Annotated in this window: 3 protein-coding genes; all 3 read right to left on the bottom strand. The window is 72.0% G+C overall.

Annotation, left to right across the window (positions count from 1 at the left end; all coding sequences use genetic code 11):
* Positions 1-55 precede the first annotated feature (55 nt).
* From D3H34_RS12955 to D3H34_RS12965, 3 genes are read right to left on the bottom strand one after another with little or no spacing between them, the layout of a single operon-like run.
* Entirely contained in the window at positions 56-7453 is a 7398-nt protein-coding gene (locus tag D3H34_RS12955; protein WP_119553866.1) for a non-ribosomal peptide synthetase, read from the bottom strand.
* Positions 7454-15217, bottom strand: coding sequence for a non-ribosomal peptide synthetase (locus D3H34_RS12960; RefSeq protein ID WP_167481186.1), 7764 nt, complete (start codon positions 15215-15217; stop codon positions 7454-7456).
* An 8-nt stretch (positions 15218-15225) separates the two neighbouring features.
* On the bottom strand, positions 15226-18330 hold the full coding sequence (locus D3H34_RS12965; protein WP_205736718.1) for a non-ribosomal peptide synthetase: 3105 nt from the start codon (positions 18328-18330) through the stop codon (positions 15226-15228).
* Positions 18331-18342 lie beyond the last annotated feature (12 nt).

Raw genomic sequence — 18342 nt, forward strand, 5'->3', positions numbered from 1 at the left:
GTGCCCTTGACGCACGACCCGGCTTCCGGGTCGTGCGTTTTTTTATGCCCGGACGTCAGGCCGCGAGGGCTTCGACCTCGCCCCGTCGCTCGCCCAGGCGCTCACCCAGCTGGGCCAGTAACACCGGGCTGCGCAGGATGGCATGGTGCGTCTCGTCGAGCGCTGTAGCGCCTGCCAGATCCGGCCGGCCGAGCTGCAGCGCGAGCGCGGCGCGGTCCGCCGCCGGGCGCTGCGCGATCCACCAGCACTCGGCGCGGCAGCGCAGCGGCACCAGGGTGTCGATCTCGACCGCCTTCAACTGCTGGTTCGCGAGAAAGATGCGGGTCAGTTCGTCATCGGGCAGGTTCGCGTGCGCCGGCATCTCCAGCGTGTCGCCGCGGGCCTGCGCCGTCGCGCGCGCTTGTGCGATCAGCGCGGCCACCGTCGCCTCGTCGCAGACGAAGTCGTCGATGTCCAGCAGCCCTTCCAGGCGCGCCGCCGGCCAGGCCGAGGCGACGAAGTCGGCGAAGTCGCGGCGGCCGTCGTCGTCCACCGTCTGCAGAGGCGCGTCGGGTTCGGGCACGTAGGGATCGACCAGACCGAGAAAGGCCACAGCCTGCCCTTGCGCTTCGAGCCGCGCCGCCACGGCCGCCGCGAGCGCGCCGCCGAGCGACCAGCCCAGCAGGTGGTACGGCCCCTGCGGCTGCACGTCGCGGACCATGCGCGCGTAGTCGTCGGCCATGCGCGCCAGCGACACATCACGGTGCGACGGGTCGGTGAGCATCCGGCACGGCAGGCCGTACACGGTGCGCACGCCCTGCAGGCGGCGCGCCAGCGGGGCGTAGTCGTACACCGTGCCCAGCGCGGCGTGCATGCAGAACAGCGGCGCCGCACCGGGCACCACGGCATTCATCGCCACGAGCGGCTGCGCTGCCGCTTCGGTCTGCTTCAGCAGGCCGGCGATGGTCGGCGCGCGCAGGAAGTCGTGCAGCTTCAGATCGAGCGCCGGCAACCCGAGGCGGCGGGCCTGCGCCATCACCTTCAGGCTCAGCAACGAGTCGCCGCCGAGTTCGAAGAAGTTGTCGTCGCGGCCCACGCGCGCCACGCCGAGCACCTCGGACCAGATGCGCGCGAGCGCCTGCTCGGCCGTGCCGCGCGGTGCGTCGTAGCCGTCGCCGGCGGCGAACACCGGCGCCGGCAGCGCATGGCGATCGACCTTGCCGCTCATGTTGAGCGGCAGCGTGTCGAGCACCACGATGGCGGCCGGCACCATGTGTTCGGGCAACAGCGCCGCGAGGCTGGCGCGCAGGCGCGCGGGCTCGATGTGCTCGCCCGCCAGCGGCGAGACGTACGCCACCAGCCGTGCACTGCCCGCGCCCTGGCTGGCGACGACCACCGCTTCGCGCACCTGCGGCAGCGCCAGCAGTTGCGCCTCGATCTCGCCGAGTTCGATGCGAAAGCCGCGGATCTTCACCTGGTGATCGATGCGCCCCAGGTAGGCCATCTGCCCGTCGGACTCCCAGCGCACGAGGTCGCCCGTGCGGTAGAGCCGGCCGCCCGGCGCGCCGAACGGGTCGGCCACGAAGCGTTCCGCGCTCAGGCCCGCACGCTGCAGATAGCCGCGCGCCAGCCCGTCGCCGCCCAGGTACAGCTCGCCGGCCACGCCGGGCGGCACCTGGTTCATGGCGCCATCGAGCACGTAGGCCGTGCGATCGCCCACGAGACGGCCGATGGGCATGTAGGCCGCATCGAAGCCCTCGCCCGGCGCGGCCTTGGCGATCATCGGCGTGATCACCGTTTCGGTCGGCCCGTAGCCGTTGACGATGCGCGGTGGCTTCAGCACCGACTGCACCAGCTCGAAACTGGTACGCGGCATCGCCTCGCCGCCCACCGTGTAGGAGCGGATCGGCAGCCGGCTCGCGGTCTCGCCCATCAGCTCGGCCATCTGGTGCAGGTAGCCGGGCGTGAAGCAGGCGATGGTGATGCCGTGGCGCTCGATCTCGGCGCAGGTGCGCTCCACCGGCCAGACCTCCTCGTCGCGCGGCATCAGCGCCGCGCCGAAAGCCAGCGGCACCCAGGTGCGCTCGTGCGCGCCGTCGAAGTTGATCGACGCGAATTGCAGCTCGCGGTCGTCGGGCGTCATGCCGTAGGCCTCGCCGATCGACTGCACGTGCATGGCCAGCGGGCCGTGCGCCACGGCCACGCCCTTGGGCTTGCCGGTGGAACCCGAGGTGTAGATCACATAGGCCAGGTGGTCGCGGTGCACCGCCACGCCGGGGTCGTGCGAGGGGCCGTTCGACAGGTCGAGCGCGTCGAGCGTCAAGGCCTTCACATCGGGCAGGCCGATGCGACCCAGCACGACGGCGTCGTCGGCCAACAGCAGCGCGACGCCACTGTCTTCCACCATGTACGCCAGCCGCTGCGGCGGATAGGCCGGATCGAGCGGCACATAGGCACCGCCCGCCTTGAGGATCGCGAGCAGCGCCACGACCATGTCGGCCGAGCGCCGCACCGCGAGGCCCACGCGCACTTCGGGCCGCACGCCCGCGCGCATGAGGTGGTGCGCCAGCCGGTTGGCGCGCGCCTCCAGCGCCGCGTAGCTCAGCGTGTGGTCGCCGAAGATCAGCGCCGTCGCGTCGGGCCGCAACGCGGCCTGGCGCGTGACCAGCACATGCACCGGCGCGGTGTGCTGGTAGGCCGGCGTGTTCACGCCCCAGGCCTGCAGGCGCCGCGCCTCGTCGGCGGTGTGCAGGTCGAAGGCCGCGACCGGGTGCGTGGCGGCTTGCGCGAGGTCGTCGGCCACGCGGCGCACCGCGTCGTGCATGTACTGGCACACGCGCGCGGCGCCGACCGCCGCATCGACCTGCGCGGTCAACGCGAAGCCGTCGGCGCGTTCATTCACCGAGAGCGCGAAGGCGTAGTTGGAGCGTTCCTGCGCACCGAGGGTCTCGATGCCTTCCCAGCCCCCCGCGCCGGTGTCCGCTTCGGGCGCCTGCGCCACATAGCGGTAGTTCAGCAGCGTCGAGAACAGCGGTGTGCCCTTGGGCACCGCGCTGCAGCGCTGCGCCAGCGACAGGCTCGCGTGCTCGTGGTGCAGCAGGCCGGCCAGCGCGGCGTGGGTCTGCCGCACGCAGGCCAGCGCATGGCTGCGGCCCAGCGTCACGCGCAGCGGCAGCGTGTTGATCATCATGCCGAGCGCGCGCCCCGCACCCTCGCCGCCCGCGAGCCGGCCGAACAGCACGGTGCCGAACACCACGTCGTCCTTGCCCGTGGTCTTGGCCAGCACCAGCGCCCACGCCAGGTGAAACAGCGTGGCCGCACTGACGCCGCTGCGCTGCGCCTGCGTGCGCACGGCCTGCGCCAAGGCCGCGTCGAGTTCGAGGTGCGCTTCTTCCACGGCCGTGCCGTCGCCGCGCGCATCGAACAGGTCGAAAGGCGCGGTCGGCTCGCGCACGTCGCCGAGCATGCGGCGGAAGAACACCTCCTGCTCCGCCACGTCGGCACCGAGCCGCGCCTGCGCGACGAAGCTGCGGAACGGCACGGGTGCGGGCAGTGCATCGGCGCGGCCCTGCAGCAGCAGCGTGATCTCCTCGACCAGCAAGTCGCGCGACACGTGATCGAGCGCCAGGTGGTGGCTCGGCAGCTGCAGCAACCAGCCGCCGCTCGTCGCGTCGTGCGCGGCGATGGCGCGCAGCATGGGCGCGCGGCGCACGTCGAGGCGGTAGTGGCCGGGCCGCACATGGGCTTCGAGCTGCGCGGCGACATCGCCCGCCGCGTCGTCGATCGCCAGCCATTCGATCTCGGCCGGCGCATGGCGGTGCACCACCTGCACCGGCTCCGCCAGCCCTTCCCACAGCACGGCGGTGCGCAGCATGTCATGACGCGCGATGACCTGATTCAGGCAGTCCATGAAGGCATCGAGGCGCGCCTGGCTGTCGAAACGCATCTGCAGCGACTGCACGTAGACGTCGCCCTCGGTCTGCATCAGGTGATGGAACAGCAGCCCTTCCTGCAGCGGCGCGAGCGGGTAGATGTCCTGGATGTTGGCCGCGCCGCCGGGCACGGCAGCCTCGATGCGGCGCAGCTGCGCGTCGTCCAGCGTCACCAGCGGCAACATCTGCGGCGTGAGCCAGGTGCAGCCGTCGGGAATCGCGTTGTCGGGCACCACCGGCGCCGGGCGCGACGACGCACCGGCCTCCAGCGTCGCGCGCGCGAAATCGACGAAGCGCGGGTTCTGGAACAGCGTGCGCACCTGCGCGCCGAAGCCCTGCCGGCGCAGCCGTTCGAGCAGTTGCATCGCCAGCAGCGAATGGCCGCCGAGTTCGAAGAAGTTGTCGTTACGGCCCACGCGCGGCGCACCGAGCACCTCGGCCCACACGGCGGCCATCGCCTCCTCGGCCGCGCCCTGCGGCGCTTCCCAGGTGTCGGCAGCGGCAGCAAACACGGGCTCGGGCAGCGCGCCGCGGTCGACCTTTCCGTTGGCGTTCAGCGGCAATGCCGCAAGCACGGTGATGGCCGACGGCACCATGTACTCGGGCAGCACCTGCGCCAGCCCTTCGCGCAGCGTGAAGGCCTCGACCGGCTGTTGCGCATCGAGGCTCGACGCGTAGGCCAGCAGCAACGCACCGCCCGCGCGCTGGCGCGCGACCACGACGGCCTCGCGCACGCCGGGCTGCGCGCGCAGTCGCGCCTCGACCTCGCCGAGCTCGATGCGAAAGCCGCGCACCTTCACCTGGTGGTCCAGGCGCCCGAGGTATTCGAGCTGCCCGTCGGCACGCCAGCGCACGAGGTCGCCGGTGCGGTACAGGCGTCCGCCCGCAGTGTCGAAGGGGTCGGCCACGAAGCGCTCAGCGCTCAGGCCCGCGCGATTCAGGTAGCCGCGCGCCAGCCCCGAGCCGCCCAGGTACAACTCGCCGGCCATGCCGGGCGGCACCAGGTTCATGTCGGTGTCGAGCACCACGGCGCGGCGGTCGCCCACGGGCGCGCCGATGGGCAGGTAGGCCGCGTCGAAGGCGGTACCGGCATAGGCCTTGGCGATGGTCGGCGTGATCACCGTCTCGGTCGGGCCGTAGCCGTTGATGAGGCGCGGCGGCTGCAGGGTCTGCATCACGCGCTCGCAGGCCACGCGGCCCATGGCCTCGCCGCCGACGGTGTACGAGCGCAGCGTGGGCACGCGCCCTTCCTCGCCCAGCTCGTCGGCCATCTGCTGCAGGTAGCCCGGCGTGAAGCAGGCGACGGTGATGCCGTGGCGCCGCATTTCCTCGCGGCTTCGGTGCACGGTCCACAGCTCCTGGCTGCGCGGCATCAGCGTGGCGCCGAAGGCCAGCGGCGTCCAGATGCGCTCGTGCGCCCCGTCGAAATTGATCGACGCGAACTGCAGCTCGCGGTCTTCCGGCGTCATGCCGTAGGCGCGGCCGATGGTCTGGATGTGCATGCTCAACGGGCCGTGCGCCACGGCCACGCCCTTGGGCTGGCCGGTGGAGCCCGAGGTGTAGATCACATAGGCCAGGTGCTCGGGATGCACCGCGACATCGGGTGCGGCGTCGGGGCCGCTGTCGAGCACGCCGCCGTCGAGCAGCAACGCGGGCAGCGCCTGCATCGATGCGCCGAGCCGTTCGCGCACGCGCGCCTGCGTGAGCAGCAGCCGCACGCCGCTGTCGACCGCCATGAAGTCGAGCCGGTCGCTCGGGTAGTCGGGGTCGAGCGGCACGTAGGCCGCACCTGCTTTCAGCACGCCGAGCAGCGCCACCACCATCTCGGGCGAGCGCTCCACCGCGAGGCCGATGCGGTCCTCGGGCTGCACGCCCTGCGCGATGAGTGCGTGCGCGAGCCGGTTGGCGCGCAAGTCGAATTCGCGGAAGCTCATCGCCGCGCCGTCGACGATCAGCGCCGTGGCCTCGGGCCGCAGCGCGGCCTGCCGCTCGACGAGGCGGTGTACGGGCACCTCGTCCCAGGCGGTGTCCTGGCCCTCGCCCCACTGGCGCAATTGGGCATGCTCCTGCGGACCGAGCAGCGCCACCTCGCGCAGCGGGCGCGTGGGGTCGTCGGCCAGCTGGCGCAGCACCGCGACGTAGTGCGCCGCCATGCGTTCGATGGTCGCGGGCTCGAAGATCGCACGGGCGTAGGTGAAGCTCAGGCCGAGCGTGCCGTCGGCCTGCTCCAGCGTGTCGAGCGCGAGTTCGAAAGGCGCCGCCTGCTCGTCGAGTTCGCAGGGTTCGATGCGCAGGCCTTCGAGCCGGTCGAGCGCGCCCAGGTCCTGCTGCCGGTGGTTGAAGATCACCTGGAACAGCGGCGGGTGGCTCAGGCTGCGCTCGGGCTGCAGCGCCTCGACCAGCTGTTCGAACGGCAGGTCCTGGTGCGCCTGCGCGCCCAGCGCCGCCTCGCGCGCCTGCGCCAGGGCCTGGGCCAGCGTGGTGTGGCCGGCCAGCTCGGCTCGCAGCACCTGCGTGTTGACGAACAGGCCGAGGATGCCGGCCGTCTCGGGCCGGTCGCGGTTGGCCACGGGCACGCCCAGGCGGATGTCGCCTTGCCCGGTGTAGCGGTGCAGCAGCGCCTGGAAGCCGGCCAGCAGCACCATGAAGAGCGTCGCGCCTTCGGCGCTCGCCCGGCGGCGCAGCGCCTGTGCCAGCTCGCCCGGCAGGTCGAGCTGGTGGCGCGCGGCCTGATAGGGCCCCTGCGGCGGACGCGCGCGGTCGGCGGGCAATTGCAGCAGCGGCTGCTCGCCGCCGAGACGCCCGGTCCAGTAGGCGAGCTGGCGTTCGCCCTCGCCCGCTTCGAGCCAGTTGCGCTGCCAGGCCGCGTAGTCGGCGTATTGCAGCGCGGGCGCCGCCGGCACGGCCGCGTCGTTCCCCTGGCGGTGCGCCTGGTACAGCGCACCGAAGTCGTCGACCAGCAGCTGCATCGACCACCCGTCGGACACGATGTGATGCATCACCAGCACCAGCAGGTGCGCCGTCTCGCCGGTGCGCAGCAGGCCCACGCGCAGCAGCGGACCGCGCGCGAGGTCGAAAGGCGTGCGCACGAGGCGCGCGGCCTCCTCGCGAACCTGCGCCGGGCTGGCGCGCAGATCGGCTTCCCGCAGATCGAGCACCGCCTCGGGCGACACCGTCTGCTGCGGCACGCCGTCGTCGCTCACGCCGAAGCGCGTGCGCAGCGACGGATGCCGCGCCACCAGCGCCCGCAGGCTCGCGCGCAGCGCCGCCAGGTCGAGCGCGCCGTGCAGCGTGAGCGCGGCCGTGATGTGCTGCGCCGTGCTCTCGGGGTCCATCTGCCAGAGGAACCACTGGCGCGCCTGCGCGTACGACGCGGGCCGCGGCGCGCCCGGCAGCGCGGCCGGGTCGGGCACGATCGGCAGTCGACCGAAATCGATGCCCTGCGCACGCAGCGCGGCGATGAACTCCTTCTGCCGCGCCGGCGGCAGACCTGCCAGCCGTTGCGCGATCGCCCTGCTGCGTTCGTTGCTGCTACTGCTCACTCAACCCCCCAGACTTTCCAACAATGCATCCATGTGATCGAGATCGCTCTCGGCCTGTGCGGCCTGCTGCGCCTGCGCCGGCCCTTGCGCGTCGAGCGCCTGCGCGCACGACGCCAGGTCGGGCAGCTCGAAGTAGCGCTGCAGCGGCAGGTCGATGCCCATCTGCGCCTTGACCTGCTGGCGCAGCTTGAGCACCGCGAGCGAGTGCCCGCCGAGCTCGAAGAAGTTGTCGCCGCGACCCACGCGCGACAGCCCCAGCACCTGCGCCCAGAGGCCGGCCAGCGCCTCTTCGGTGGCGCCCTGCGGCGGCACATGCGTGCGGTCTTCCGTCGCCTCGGGCGGCGGCAGCGCCTGCCGGTCAACCTTGCCGTTGGCGTTCAGCGGCAGCCCCTGCGGCATCGCGACGATGACGCTGGGCACCATGTAGTCGGGCAACGCCGCCGCCAGTCCTGCACGCAGCGCCGCAGGACGAAGCGGCTGACCATCGGCACCGGCCGCATAGGCCACCAGCCGCGCGCCGCCCGGCCCTTCCTGCGCCAGCACCAGCGCCTGCCGCACACCGGGCTGCGCGAGCAGTTGCGCCTCGACCTCGCCGAGTTCGATGCGGAAGCCCCGCACCTTCACCTGGTGGTCGAGCCGGCCGAGGTACTCGAGCTGGCCGTCGGCGCGCCAGCGCACGAGGTCGCCGGTGCGGTAGAGCCGCCCCCCGTTCGCATCGAACGGGTCGGCAACGAAGCGCTGCACCGTCAGGCCGGCGCGGTGCAGGTAACCACGCGCCAGCACCTCGGCGCCCACGCAAAGTTCACCCGCCACGCCGACAGGCACCGGCTGCAGATGGGCATCGAGCACATGCAGGCGCGCGCTCGACGCGGGCGTGCCGATGGGCGGCAGGTCGTCGGGGCCCGCGCCGTCGAGCACGAACTCGCTCACGACGTGCGTCTCGGTCGGCCCGTACTGGTTGATGAGCCGGCATTGCGATTCGCGCGCCAGCCACTCGATCAACGCAGGCGTTCGCTTGAGTTGCTCACCCGCCGTCACGATCTGTCGCAGCGCCGGCAGCCGCCGGCCCGAGGCCAGCGATTGCTCGGCGAAATGCTGCAGTACCGAGAAGGTCACGAACATGCGCTCGACGCCTTCGCGATGCACCAGGTCTTCCAGCGCATCCAGGTCCAGCCGCTGTGCCTCGGTGGTCTGCACGAGGCACCCGCCGCCGGCCAGCCCGCTGACCATTTCCTGAAACGCCACGTCGAAGCACGGCGATGCGAAGAGCAGCGTGCGACTCGCGCCAGGCAGGCGTTGCAATTGCCACGCGATGAGGCGTGCGACCGCGTCGTGGCGCATGGCCACGCCCTTGGGACGGCCGGTGGAGCCCGAGGTGTAGAGCACGTAGGCCAGCTGCTCGCCATGCACCGGCACTGCGGGGTCGTGATCGGGCCACCCGGCGATGTCGTCGTCCGTCGCATCGAGATCGAACGCCAGCCGCTGCACGGTGGCCGCTTCGGGCAGGCGCGGCATCAGCGCGCGGCGCGTGAGCAGCAGCGAGGCGCCGCTGTCTTCCACCATGTAGGCCAGCCGCTCCGTCGGGAATGCCGGATCGAGCGGCACGTACGCGCCGCCGGCCTTGAGCACGGCAAGCAGGCCCACCACGGTCTCGGCCGAGCGGTCGACAGCGATCGCGACCGGCATGTCGGGCCGCACGCCCTGCGCGATCAGTCGGTGGGCCCAGCGGTTCGCGAGGCGGTTGAGTGCGCCGTAGGTAAGGCGATGCTCGGCCGTGACCAACGCCAGTGCGTCGGGGTTCGCCCTCGCCTGCTGTTCGATGAGGCGATGGACGGGCACGACCGCTTCCGGCGTGAACGCGCCCTTTGCCCACGACGCCAGGCGCTCGCGCCCGGCCGCATCGACCAGCGTCAGCCGGCCCACGGCCTGCGCCGCGTCGCCGGCCAGCGCCAGCAGCGTCGCGCGCAACTGGTCCACGAGGCCGGCGGCCTGCGTGTCGTCGCACACGTCGAGCGCATGCACGAGGTCGATGTGCAGTGCCGCATCGTCGTGCACCATCAACGTCAGCGGGTAAGAGGTTTCTTCCTGCGTGCGCACGGCACCGAAAGTGAGGCCTGCCGCCGCGTCGCTGCGCAAGGCCGCATCGACGGGGTAGTTCTCGAACACCACGAGCGTGTCGAACAGCCCCTGCCCACCCAGGCCGGCCCAGGCCTGGATCTCGTGCAGCGGCGTGTGCTCGTGTTCGCGCGACGCGACCTGCGCGGCCTGCAGTTCGCGCAGCCAATCGCCCACAGGCTGGCCGGGCCGCAGGCGCGCGACCACGGGCAGCGTGTTGATGAACAGGCCCAGCATGCGCTCAGCGCCCGGCATCTCGGCGCTGCGGCCGGCGACGGTGGCGCCGAACACGACGGTGTCGGTGCGCGTTCGCTGGCCCAGCAGCAGCGCCCAGGCCGCCTGCACGAAGGTGTTGAGCGTGACGTGCGCGCCGCGCGCGGCTTCGCGCAGCCGGCGCGTGGCCTCGGCGTCGAAGGCCAGCCGCTGGCGGGCCTTGCCCGGGCGCGCCACCACCGGCGGCACCAGCGCGGTCGCCAGGCGCGTCGGCTCTTCGACGTCGGCCAGCACGCGGCGCCAGTGCGTCTCGCCGGCCTGCGCGTCGCGCGCCGCGAGCCACGCGATGTGGTCGCGGAAACGCCCCGGCGCGGACTCGCCCGTCTGCCCCGCATAGCTGCGCAGCACCTCGGCCAGCAGCTGCGCCACGCTCCAGCCGTCGAGCAGCAGGTGGTGGTAGGTCCAGACGAGGTGATGACGCTGCGCCTGCGTGCGGGCCAGCGCGATGCGCATGAGCGGCGGGCGCGCGAGGTCGAAACCGCTCGCGCGCTGCGATGCGGCCAGCCGCGCCAGTGCGCCTTGCACATCGGCGCTCTCACGCAGGTCCTGCACCACCCACGGCATCTCGGCGGCACGCGCCACCCATTGCAGCGGCGTGGCGCTGTCGGCCAGGAAGCCGCTGCGCAGGATCTCGTGGCGCGCCAGCACGCGCTGCCATGCGGCGCGAAAACGGTCGGCATCGAGGCCGTCGATATCCATGCACAGCTGGTTGATATAGGCCCCGCCCTGCGCATCGACCAGGCTGTGGAACAGCATGCCCGACTGCATCGGCGACAGCGGATAGAGGTCTTCGAGCTGCGCCACCGGCATGGGCAGCGGCAGCGCAGCGAGTTGCGTGGCGTCGAGCCCGGCCAGCGGAAAGTCCGATGGGGTGACGCCGCAGGCGCCGGAGGTGCAGTGCGCGATGAGCGCTTCGAGTTCAACGCCGAAGCGGTCCACCCAGCCTTGCACGTCGTCGGCCGAATGCCGCGCGGCGCTGAAGTCCACCGTCAGCTGAAGTGCACCGTCGCGCACCTGCGCGTTGACGCTGAACTCGTGCAGCAGCGGTGCGCTCGCCGCGACGGGCTCGCCCGCGTCTTCGGACGCGAGCGACCACGCGGCCTCGGCACCGGCCGCGCCATCGACCTGCCCCAGGTAGTTGAAGACCAGCTGCGGGCGCGGCAAAGCGCGCAGGGCACGCTGTTGTTCGTCCGTGCCCAGGTGCATCAGCACGCCGTGACCCAGGCCGCGTTGTGGCACACGGCGAAGGTCTTCCTTCACGCGCGGGATCGCATCGCCCCACGCACCCAGCGGATCGAGCCGCACGGGGAACAAGCTCGTGAACCAGCCCGTGGTACGCGACAGGTCCAGCGACTTCTCTGCCGGCAGGATGTCTTCGCGGCCGTGGCCTTCGAGCAGGATCGCCAGCTGCGCATGCCCACTCCAGCCGCACAGCGCGCGCCCGAGCGCCGTGAGCAGCAGGTCGTTCACCTGCGTGCGGTAGGCGACCGGCGCGGACTTGAGCAGCGCCTGGGTACGCTCACGGTCGAGCTGCCATGCGATGCTGGTGCGCCGCGCCACCGTGTTCGCGCCGTCGGGCCGCGCGCAGGGCAGCGCGACCGGCACGTCGGCGAAGGCCTGCCAGTGCGGGAGTTCGCCCTCCATCGCGACGGCTTGCGCCTGCAGCGCACGTGCCCAGGCCTGCAGGCTGGCGCTCTTCGGCGGCAGCGCGACGGACCGGCTCTCGCGGCACTGCGCATACGCGGAGGTCAGGTCGTCGAGCAGGATGCGCCACGACACGCCGTCGACCACGAGGTGATGTGCGGCCAGCAGCAGGCGCCAGTCGCCACCGGGCAGGCGGATGACCAGCGGGCGCAACAGCGGCCCGTGCGCGAGGTCGAGGCTGTGTTGGGCCTCGTCGCACAGCGCGGCAATCTGCGAAGGGTTCGCTGCATCGCGCACCCAGAGCCATTCCTCGCGCCAGTGCGCCGGCAGTGCCTCATAGGCCTGCTGCCAGCGTCCATCGGCTGCCCGGTGGAAGCGCAGGCGGAACGCATCGTGGTGCTGCACCACGGCGGCCAGTGCGGCTTCGAGCGCGGGCAGCACCAACGGCTCGCGGCTTTGCAGCAGCAGCGACTGGTTCCAGTGGTGGCGCTCGGGCATGTCGGCCTCGAAGAACGCAGCCTGGAACGGCAGCAGCGGCACCTCGCCTTCGGCAGCCGCCTGTTCGGCCTGCACCGCAGCGCCCACGGGCTCGGCCACCGCCGCCTGTCCCGCGACGGTCTGCCGCTCGAACATCTGGCGCGGCGTGAGCTTCCAGCCCGCCGTGCGCAGGCGCGAGACGATCTGCAGGCTCAGGATCGAGTCGCCGCCGAGTTCGAAGAAGTTGTCCTGCCGGCCGACACGCGGCAGGCTCAGCACCTCGGCCCAGACGGCGGCCAGCGCCTGCTCGACCACGCCCTCGGGCGCTTCGTAGGCCTGCGCACCGCCGCGCTCGGGCTTCGGCAGCGCCTTGCGGTCGATCTTGCCGTTGGCATTGAGCGGCAGGGTCTGCAGCACGCACAGCACCGACGGCACCATGTACTCGGGCAGCACATCGGCCAGGCGGGCCTTGAGCGCGGCGACGTCCACCGCCGCACCGGACTGCGGCGATACATAGCCGACCAGCCGCGTGCCGCCGGGGCCTTCGTCGGCCACCACCACCGCCTCGCGCACCTGCGGCTGCGCCAGCAGTTGCGCCTCGATCTCGCCCAGCTCGATGCGGAAGCCCCGCACCTTCACCTGGTGGTCGATGCGGCCCAGGTAGGCCAGTTGGCCGTCGTCGCGCCAGCGCACGAGGTCGCCCGTGCGGTACAGGCGCTCGCCGGTGCCGCTGAACGGATCGGCCACGAAGCGGTCGGCCGTGAGCCCAGTCCGCTGCAGGTAGCCGCGCGCCAGGCCGACGCCGCCCAAGTACAGCTCGCCGCCCACGCCCGGCGGCACCGGGTTCAGGCCCGCATCGAGCACGTAGGTCTTGCAACCGGCGATGGGGCGGCCGATGGCGACGTGGCCCAGCCCGTCGGCACGGCAGGTCCAGTGCGTGATGTCGATGGCCGCTTCGGTCGGGCCGTAGAGGTTGTAGAGCCCCGCGCCCGGCAGGCGCTCGAACACCTTCGCCTGCGCCTCGGCGGGCAGCGCCTCGCCGCTGCAGACGATGCGACGCAGGCTGGTGCAGGCCTCGATGCCTTCGTGCGCGAGAAAGGCCTGCAGCATCGACGGCACGAAGTGCAACGTGGTCACGCCGTGCGTGCGGATCAGCTCGACGAGCCGTCCCGGCTCGCGGTGGTCGCCGGGCGCAGCGACGACAAGGCGTGCGCCCTGCATCAGCGGCCAGAAGAACTCCCACACCGACACGTCGAAGCCGAACGGGGTCTTCTGCAGCACGGTGTCGGTGTCGCCCAGCGCGTAGGCGTCCTGCATCCAGGCCAGGCGGTTGAAGAAGGCGTTGTGGCGGTTGGCCGCGCCCTTGGGGCGGCCCGTGGAACCCGAGGTGAAGATCACATAGGCGAGGTTCTCGCCGTGCAGCGCGACCTGCGGGCATTCAGTGGATTCGGCCGACAGGTCGAGCGTATCCAACGCCAGCATCCGCACGCCTGCCGCCACCGGCAACGCTTCTCGCAAGTGCGACTGCGTGAGCAGCAGCGTCACGCCGCTGTCTTCCAGCATGCAGGCGATGCGCTCGCGCGGCAGCTCAGGGTCCAGGGGCACGTACGCGCCGCCAGCCTTCATGATCGCCAGCAGTCCCACCACCATCTCGACGCTGCGCTCGGCGGAAATTCCCACGGGCATGTCGGGCCGCACGCCCAGGCCGATCAGGTGATGGGCCAGTGCATTGGCGCGCGCGTCGAGTTCGCCATAGCGCAGCACGGCATCGCCGAACACCAGCGCCACCGCATCGGGCCGCTGACGCACCTGCGCCTCGATCAGCCGATGCACGGGCTGTGTATACGGGCGGTGCGGCAGGTTCTCGCTCCATGCGCGCAGCCGCGCCTCGTCGTCCGCGTCGGTGAGCACGAGGTTCGCGAGCACGCGATCAGGGTCGTCCGACATGGCCTGCAGCACGCGCTGGTAGGCGCGCACCATGCGCTGCGCGGTCGCGGCGTCGAAGAGGTCGGTGTTGTATTCGAGCCGTCCGCGCACGCCGCGCGAGTCGATGTAGAAGTCCAGCGACAGGTCGAACTTGGCGCCCGCGTCGTCGAATTCTTCCAGCTCGGCGCGCACGCCCGCGAAGTCGAGCGCCACGGCCTCGCCGGCCATCTGCACGCCGAACATGGCCTGGAACAGTGGGCTGCGCGCGGGGTCGCGGCGATCCTTGCGGCTGGCCAGCAGCACTTCGAAGGGCAGGTCGGCATGGTCGAGTGCAGCCAGCGCATCGGCGCGCACCTGCCGGCACACCTCGCGCAGCGTGCGGCTGGGCGCGAGCCGCGCGCGGAACACCTGGGTGGTGATGAAGAAGCCCAGCAGGTCCTGCACCTCCTCGCGGTGGCGCCCCGCGTTGGGCACGCCGATGGCGAAGTCGTCCTGCCCGCTGCAGCGCGACAGCAGCACCTGCCAGGCTGCGAGCAGCACGACGAAGGGCGTGCAGCGTTCGGCGCGGCAGAACTTCTGCAGCGCCGCCGCCAGGGCCGGCGGCAGTTCGAAGCCGAGCGCCGTGCCGGCGAAAGTCTGTTGCGCGGGGCGCGCGCGGTCGGTCGGCAAGTCGAGCGACGGCACCTCGTCGCCGAGGTGATGGTTCCAGTGCGCGAGCTGGGGCGCCAGCGCCCCGCCCTGCACGCGGGCGCGTTGCCACACGGCGAAGTCGGCGTACTGCACGGGCAGCGGCGGCAGCTGCACCTGGCCCGGGCTGCGCAGTGCCAACGCGTAGGCCGCACCGAGATCGCGCGCCAGGATCGGGTTCGACCAGGCGTCGGACACGATGTGGTGCAGGCAGACAGTGAGCACATGCCGGTCGCCCGCGAGCTTCGCGAGCCGTGCGACCAGTGCGGGCGCATGGCCCAGATCGAACACATGCGTCGCGGTACGGCGCACGAGCGCGGCAACGGCGGCCTGTTGCGAGTCGTCGTCCTGGTCCGAGAGATCGATGCGCTCCAGCGCGAACGGCGCTTCAGCCTGCACCACCTGCATCGGCACGCCGTCGCGCTCGACGAAGTGCGTGCGCAGGATGGCGTGGCGCGCGATGACCGCCTGGAACGCGCGCTCCAGTGCATCGGCATCCAGCGCCCCGGTCAGCCGGAACACGCGCGGCAGGTTGTAGGCCGTGAGCCCGGGTTCGAGCTTCTGCAGGAAGCACAACTGCTCCTGCGCGTACGACAGCGGCACCGCCTGGCCATCCTGCACCGTGCGGGTGATCTCGTGCATGGTCATGCTCATGCGGCCTCGCCCACGGATTCGTCGGCCAGGTCGCGCTGCCGGTGCGCCTGCGCCAGCTGTTCGAGCGCGGCCGCATCGGCGCTGGCCTCGCGCAGCACGGCGGCGAGCGCCGCGGGCGTCGGGTGGTCGAACACCACGCCGGCCGCCACTTCGACCTGCAGCAGCTTGCGGATGCGCGCCACCAGCTTGATGACCTGCAGCGAGTGGCCGCCGAGTTCGAAGAAATCGTCTTCCACGCCGACCGGGCCGCTGCCCAGCAAGGTGGCCATGCCGTCCGCGAGCAGCGCTTCGAGCGCGTCGCGCGGCGGCGCGATGGCGCGCTGCGGCGCATCGGTCGGCGCCGAGGCCGCCAGCGCGAGCCGGTCGATCTTGCCGTTCGGCAGGCGTGCGAAGGCGCTCACGGCCGTGCAGCTCGCGGGCACCATGTGCGCGGGCAGCAGCGCGCCGAGCTGTTCGCGCAGCGCGCGGCCGTCGGCCGCTTCGCTGTCGCCGACGAAGAAGGCGGCCAGCGTGGTCGCGCCAGCCGCATCGGGCACGGCCAGCACCACGGCCTGGCGCACGCCGGGCCGCGCCAGCAGCGCCGCTTCGATCTCGGCCGGCTCGACGCGGTAGCCGTGGACCTTCACCTGGTGGTCGGCACGCCCCGCCAGCCGCAAGCCGCCTTCGGGCAGCACCCACGCGAGGTCGCCGGTGCGGTAGAGCCGCTCGCCGGCGCGGAACGGATCGGCAACGAAGACATCGCCCGCATCGGCATTCGCGCGGTTCAGGTAGCCACGGCACAGTTGCGCACCGCCGATGTAGACCTCTCCCAGGCCACCGGCCGGCACGAGCCCGCGCGACGCGTCGAGCACACGCACACGGTTGTTCGCGAGCACGCGTGTCAGCGGCAGTTGCTCCGGCACCGGCGCGCCGGCTTCGACCGCATGCACCATGACTCCGACCGTGGCCTCGGTCGGCCCGTAGTGGTTGTAGATGGCGCACTGCGGCGCCAGCTTCGCGATGCGCTCGACCAGCGCGCGCGGCGCGGCCTCGCCGCCCAGCACCAGCGTGCGCGGCAGGCTGGGCGCGGCGCCTTCGAGCAGCGCTTCGAGGTGCGAGGGCACGATCTTCAACGCGTCGATGGCATGCGCGCTCATGAAGCGCGCGAAGGCCTCGGCATCCTTCGCCTCGTGCGGCGCCGCCACGACGAGGCAGGCGCCGTTGTAGAACGCGCCGAACAGCGCGGTGTTGCCCAGGTCGGCCGCCACCGAGCTGGTGAGCGCCCAGCGGCGGCAGGTTTCGAGCTTCATCGCCGCCGAAGCAGCCGCCACATAGTTCTGCAGCTGGCCTTGCTCCACGGCCACGCCCTTGGGCGTGCCGGTGGAACCGGAGGTGTAGAGCACGTAGGCGAGGTCGCTGGGCGCGGCAGCGTGCGGTGCGGCCAGCGTTTCAGGCAGCGCGGCTGCATCGGGCAATGCCGCGTCGATGGTGAACACCGGCATTGCATCGGCCAGCACCGCCGCGCGGCGCGCCTCGGGCCAGTCGGGGTCGAGCGGCAGGTAGGCGGCACCCGCGCGCCAGACTGCGAGGATCGCCACCGGCAGGTCGAACGCGCGCGGCAGGTTGAGCGCGACGATCGCGCCGGCCGTCACGCCCTGCCCTTGCAGCCAATGGGCGACGCAGCCGATGCGCTGGTCGAGTTCGCGGTAGCTCAGGCGCTGCCCACCGGCTTCGAGCGCGGGCGCGTCGGGCGTTTCGGCGGCCCAGTGCGCGATGCGCTGCGTGACGGTCTGCGTTCCCACATCGGCGACGGCTTCCTGCGATTGCAGCAGCAGGTCGCGCTCGCGTGCGCCGACCAGCGGCAGCGCACCGAGCGCGGTGTCGGGGCGTTCGACCACGGCCTCCAGCAGGCAGCGGTACTGCATCAGCAGGCGCTGCGCCGCAGCTTCGCTGTGACGCGCTGCATCGGCATGCACCGACAGCGCGGCACCGTCGACGTCCCATGCGACCTGCAAGGCCAGTTCGAAATTCGGCAGCGGCGCCGGCAGCGTGGCCAGTTGCCATTGCAGATCGACGCCATGCCCAAGCGGCCGTTCGTGGCACGCAAAGCCGACCGCAAGGTGTGCGGCGATGGGCGGCGCCTCGACGGCCCAGTACTCCTGCGCTTCGACATGCGCGGCCAAGGTGCCGTCGAGGTTGTCGAACCAGTCGGCAAAGCGCGTCTCGGGTGCGGTCTCGACGATGAGCGGCAGCACCTTGTCGAACACGCCGACCGCGCCCTGCATCGGCGGGTAGTCGCGGCGGCAGTCGTGCTGCCAGCCGGCGGCGAAACGGCCGATGCCGTCCAGCCGCGCGAGCAGGAGCCACCAGACGGCCTGCAGCAGGGTGTCAGGCTGCGCGCCCAATGCGTCGGCGCAAGCGGCGATGCGGCCTGCAAAGCCGGCGTCGAACGCGTCATCGGCATGCACGCGCGCAGCCTGTTGCGCGACACCCGCCTGCCGCCCGACCAGACGTGGCGGCGTGAGCGAAGCGGCCTGTGCCAGGTAGCGCTGCCAGTAGGCGCGGCCCTCGGCGGCGTCTTCGCCGTCGAGCAGGTCCTGGCGCCACGTCACGAAGCGTGCGTACGGGAACACCTCGGCCGCGTCGAAGCTGTCCGCATCCGCGAATGCCGTGGCGATCTGATCGAACAGATGCTGCAGGCTGCCCCGGTCACCCACCCGGGCATGGACGACGAGGGCCAGCGAGTGGCGTGCCTCGCCGGCGCGCGCAAGCCCGGCGCGGACCATCTCGCCGCGCGCGATGTCCAAGGGCGCCGCCTGCGTGTTAGCCAGCCATTCGGCCAAGCCGGATTCGGGCGCATCGCGCAGGTCCGCATTCGCCCAGGCCAGGGGCGCCATGCCGTCGGTGTATTGCTGGCGAAGGCCGCGGTAGCCCGGCACCGCGCGGATGGCGCTGCACAGCGCGCCGTGGGCGGACAGCACGCGCGTCACCACGTCGCGCAGGCGGTCCGTGTCGAGCGCGCCTTCGATGTCGGCGCGCAGCAGCAGGTTCGGCGCATCGGCCGGCACCGCGCGTTGTTCGGGGCTCAGCGGGAAGGTCGTTTCGTCAAAGTGCTCGGTCATGGTCGTCATTCC

The organism is Acidovorax cavernicola, assembly GCF_003581445.1.